This window comes from Roseburia sp. AM23-20, from assembly GCF_003470905.1.
Lineage (GTDB): Bacteria > Bacillota > Clostridia > Lachnospirales > Lachnospiraceae > Roseburia > Roseburia rectibacter.
On sequence record NZ_QRHS01000053.1, the window covers coordinates 1 to 4635 of the forward strand.

Genomic DNA, 4635 nt, shown 5'->3' on the forward strand with positions numbered 1-4635 from the left:
GTAACGATAATTAGGAATTATCGGGTGGATTTCAGCAATCAAGTAGATGAGATGGAAGACAATCTATCGTTATCTGTTGGAAATACAATAGAATTTGGATATAAGATAATACACAATCAACCAACATTTCACTGGGAGGTTGCATTATAGAAAGTATGGAATTATTACTTTATCAATCAAAGGTTGTAGAAAAACTGATAAATAGAATACATGAAGATTACCATTATATTTTAATGACGGGAAAGTCTGGCAGTGGAAAAACATTTACGTTAAAGCAATTGGAAACTGAACTTAGTAGGGAACAATATCAAGTAATACTTTTTGAGGGAGACTATGAATATGACGATAGAGAATATTATCCCTTTAAAAAGGCTCTATTTTTACGAGAAGATTCTACAAAAAAAATCATTATTGGTGGGGTTGCCGAGGCATCTAAAGAAATCCCTGTTGCCGGTAATATTATTAGTTACATAATTAAATCTCTTGTTGAAAAAACAACAACACATAATTTGTTTTTGAACAACGAAGAGCAAAACATATTGGCGAAACTTCGACAAATTATAAAAAAACAGCATGTGGTATTAATTTTTGATAATATTCATTGGTGGGATAGACGTTCACTTCAATTATTAAAATTAATTTTAACAAATAAAGAAATTTTGAATCTTGATAAATTAAATAATTTTTCTATAGTTTTTTCTGTTACAGCAGACCAGCCAGCACTTCATACTGATCTTATGAATGATATCATTCATAATGTAAACTGTGAAGAAATTATATTTCCTGCGATAGGATTAATAGAGTTTAAAAATGCCTTGTTTAATGCGACATTGCAGAGCTTTTCGGACACACAGGTTAATTTACTTTATAATCTTGTTAATGGACATTTGCAAGTTTTTTTCGAAGTTATAAATGAGATAAATAATCATAGTTTCGATTTTAATGCTACATATGAGAACAATAAGCAATATTTAAGCACTGTATTAGAAAAAAGATTAAAAGAATTCGGTGCAGATAGCACTCAAATATTAAAAGCACTCGAATATGCATCCATAATAGGTATTACATTTTCTGTTTACGAGTTGCGTAATATTACTGAATCAACAGAAAATGAAATAAAAAAAATTATTGCTGACACCAGCAAACTTACAATAACAGAGCAAACGGAAACATTTGACTATATTAGGTTTTCTCACGATATTATCAGAGAGATATTTAAAACTAAGGTAGAAAAGTATCATACTGATTATTATAACTCTTTGGCGTTATGCATAAAAGAAATTAAACCAGATCAATATCTTAGAAGAGCAAGGTACAGTATTAAGTGTCTTAATACTGAAAATGCTGTAACACTATATATGTTAGAAGCAGTTAAACAAATGCGTTTATACGGTAAAGTTTTACATACTATTTATGAAGAAATGTATCCACTAACGAATTCTACGCAGAGGGAATATCTCAAATTAATGCAAGAAGCTTATAATTTGTATTCAAAAAAAGAGTACAAAAAAGCAAGTTCTACGCTGAATTTAATATTGGATATATTTCCAGTTGAAGTTTTAGCAGAAAGAGATATTTTGAAAATTCGGTGCTTTTCTAAAACAATGGCTTCCAACGAAATTCAGGATATTATTGTTAGGGCAAATGATATTAGAAAAAATAATACATTTAATGGAGAGAAAGATATATGGGAGCGTTACTCACAAGTCGTTATGATCGGTTTTGCACATTTAGGTGAAATCAAACTTGCCAGGGAAATTGAGAGTGACACTCTTCGTAGTCTGTCAGAACGTTTAAATTATGATGATACTGCTAATAAAAGATTGAATATCATTAAGCGAGTATCAAATTCCATACACAATATTGATGTTTCAGCAGTTTTTGTAAAAGATGCTTTCGTTTATTTTGGAAATAGTTTATCTGGCATAAGAGATATAAGACAATATTATATTTGTTTAGGAAACTATACTACTATACTTATAAATCAAGGAGCTTTTGAGGAAGCTTACAACATTGCAGTTTGTGGATTTGAAATTGAACGAAATAATAGAGATATCGACTTTCCGAGAATACAGTTAATCAGAAACAATTATATATTAGCAGGGTATTTATCTAAAAACTTAAATGAGGATACTTGTATTCAACTTTATGAAGACATGCTTTTGGAAATGCCTATAATATCAGAAAGATTATTTTATAATTCAAATCTTAGCATATTTTGGGCTTTAAAAAATAATCCACGGAAAGCATATGACATTTTGCATAATGAGGCTCTACTCCATTATGACATGCAAGAAAAGGAAGGGCTATATCAATACCGAGTAGTTACTAATACAGCAATATATCAGTATTTATTAGGAAAAACGGATGCTGCTTTGCAGCAATTAGATAGTATTAAAGACCTGACCAAACGTCTTATAAATGGTTCATATTTTTCCAAAAAAAATGATTTACTTATCCAATTAATGAAATCGGGGACAGTAAGCACTGGAAAAGAATGGATTAAAGTGTTGTTTGCAATACAGCCAACTTATCAAGATTTGGCATGGAAATATTTTGGATTAGGATATGCTTTTATGGCTGTTTGCAATTGGGATATGTCAGAATAAAAAGGTACAGCAGAGCTATTATTGTTTATCAATAAATATTGACAATAATTAGTTATCTGCGTACCTTTCTTTTTTATTTCTTAAGCATTCTCTTGATTTGTTTAATATAATAAATTATAGCTGTTTTTATATTTCGATCTTCCGTTTTATATTGTTTTCCAATATGAATATCTTGGGAGCTTCTTGGTATGTATTCGTTGTTCTGATACTTTTTTATAATTTCAACTAATTTATTTATTGCTAATTTTTTTGTTTTACAATACAAAGTCTCTGGATTATCATTGGATAAAATTATTGGATGCACAATTTCTATGATATCTCCAGTGTCAATCCCGGTGTCTATATAATGGATTGTATTCGCTATATGCCCCCAATCATCATTTAAGTATGCAAAATATATGCAATTGTTTCCTCTATAATATGGTAAATAACCACCATGCACATTTATAATATCCGCTTTGCAAGCATCTATTATTTTTTTGTTTAATATAGATGTACCCATAACAATACATAGTTTGCAAGGATTTTGATTTAATAGTTTAACCACATAGTCTGAATTAATATTTGCCACATTTATAATGTTGCTATTAAGAATTCCTTCATACTTAAAATAATTAATTCTATATTTGTTATATCCTCTAATTTCTCTTGAAAACCATTGGTATCTGTTACAAATATAACGATAGTATTTTTTGTTGAAAATCAATCGTTTTCGTTGATATTTTCCAAGCTCACGTATAACTATATTAACTGTAAATGCATTTTCCAACGTATGGATTAAATAATCATATTGTGATCCATCAGTTGTGAGTATATTAATTGTAAAATCCGAGTTTTTCATATCCGAACGATTCCCTTAAAGTATGACCACTTTTAATAAGACCTAACGAAATAAGTGTTTCTAACATTTGAGTATAATTCAAACCATTTTCAGAAAAAGCATAGTAAAATGACATACCTTTTGTAATGTGTGGATTAGTCGCAATATCTGTCACATATATGTTGTTATTATAGTCAATTCTATAATCAACCCGTCCAAACCCGGTAATTCCCAATAACTGTACTACACGCTTTGTACATTCTTCAAGTTTTACAGATATTTCCGGTTGTGCTTTTTCAAAATTGTAAAATCCAAATTTCAAATCTCTTCTGATATTGTAGTCTAAAATCTGATTTCCTAAGTCTTTTTGATTGTCTACTGTAATACCGACTGGAAGTACAACTTCTGTTTCAGTTCCAATAATAACGGGTACTTCGACCTCAAAACCTTCAATAAAGCTTTCTACTATTACGGACTGATTAAATTGGCTCGCAAGGTTTTTGATAAAAGAATCCTTGGTACAATCATAAACAAATATGTTATCTGATGTCAGACCAATACTAGAAGTTTCATAATTTAATTTCACAATTACCTTTTCGCCTTCATTTGGGTGTTTATCTAATAGCCATCCCTCATTGGGAAGATACAAATAATCATTTGTTGTTGGTAATCCGTTTGATTTTAGAATACAGTTGCAATGATATTTGTTTCTAGCTAAACTTACAACATATGGATTACTATTTGTGTGGCATAATCCATAAAGATCGCAAAATGCAGGTATTAGAGATTTACGTCCGATAGCAGTACCTTTTTGAGCTGTATTAATCACAATTGGATATTTTGAATCATTGCGGTAGTAATTGTTGGTAATATAATTTTTAATAAAATCCATTTCGTCTATAAAACACACTGTTTCAAAACCACTATTTCTTAAAGATTCAACAATTAATTCTTGCTGATTTAATGAAAGGTATTCGGAAACAACAGATGTTCCGCTATAATCTGAAAAATTATCAGTTTTTTCCCGTATATTAGATACGAGAAATATTTTTATTTGTTCTGCCTTATTATGTGCTTCTTTGTATATTTCCTTATATTCTTTTAACATTTTATCATCCTTTCGTTACAAAAGTATAATTGCGTATTGTATTCCATCCCATTTACTTCATTGCTGAAATCCACCCCATAATTCCTAATTATCGTTAC

General features: G+C 29.7%; 3 protein-coding genes. 1 reads left to right on the forward strand and 2 read right to left on the reverse strand.

Annotation, left to right across the window (positions count from 1 at the left end):
- Window positions 1–155: 155 nt before the first annotated feature.
- Window positions 156–2609: an ATP-binding protein gene (locus DW650_RS19075; RefSeq protein ID WP_118210866.1), complete on the forward strand. Its 2454-nt coding sequence runs from the start codon at window positions 156–158 to the stop codon at window positions 2607–2609.
- Between the two features lie 73 nt (window positions 2610–2682).
- Here the strand turns inward: DW650_RS19075 and DW650_RS19080 are convergent, their stop codons facing one another.
- Together DW650_RS19080 and DW650_RS19085 are read right to left on the reverse strand one after the other, a co-directional pair.
- The gene (locus DW650_RS19080) at window positions 2683–3450 is read right to left on the reverse strand and encodes a formyl transferase (protein WP_118210867.1); all 768 of its coding nucleotides are present in this window, start codon (window positions 3448–3450) and stop codon (window positions 2683–2685) included.
- Entirely contained in the window at window positions 3425–4537 is a 1113-nt protein-coding gene (locus DW650_RS19085; RefSeq protein ID WP_118210868.1) for a hypothetical protein, read from the reverse strand. The genes DW650_RS19080 and DW650_RS19085 overlap by 26 nt, the downstream gene beginning before the upstream one ends.
- Window positions 4538–4635: the final 98 nt, after the last annotated feature.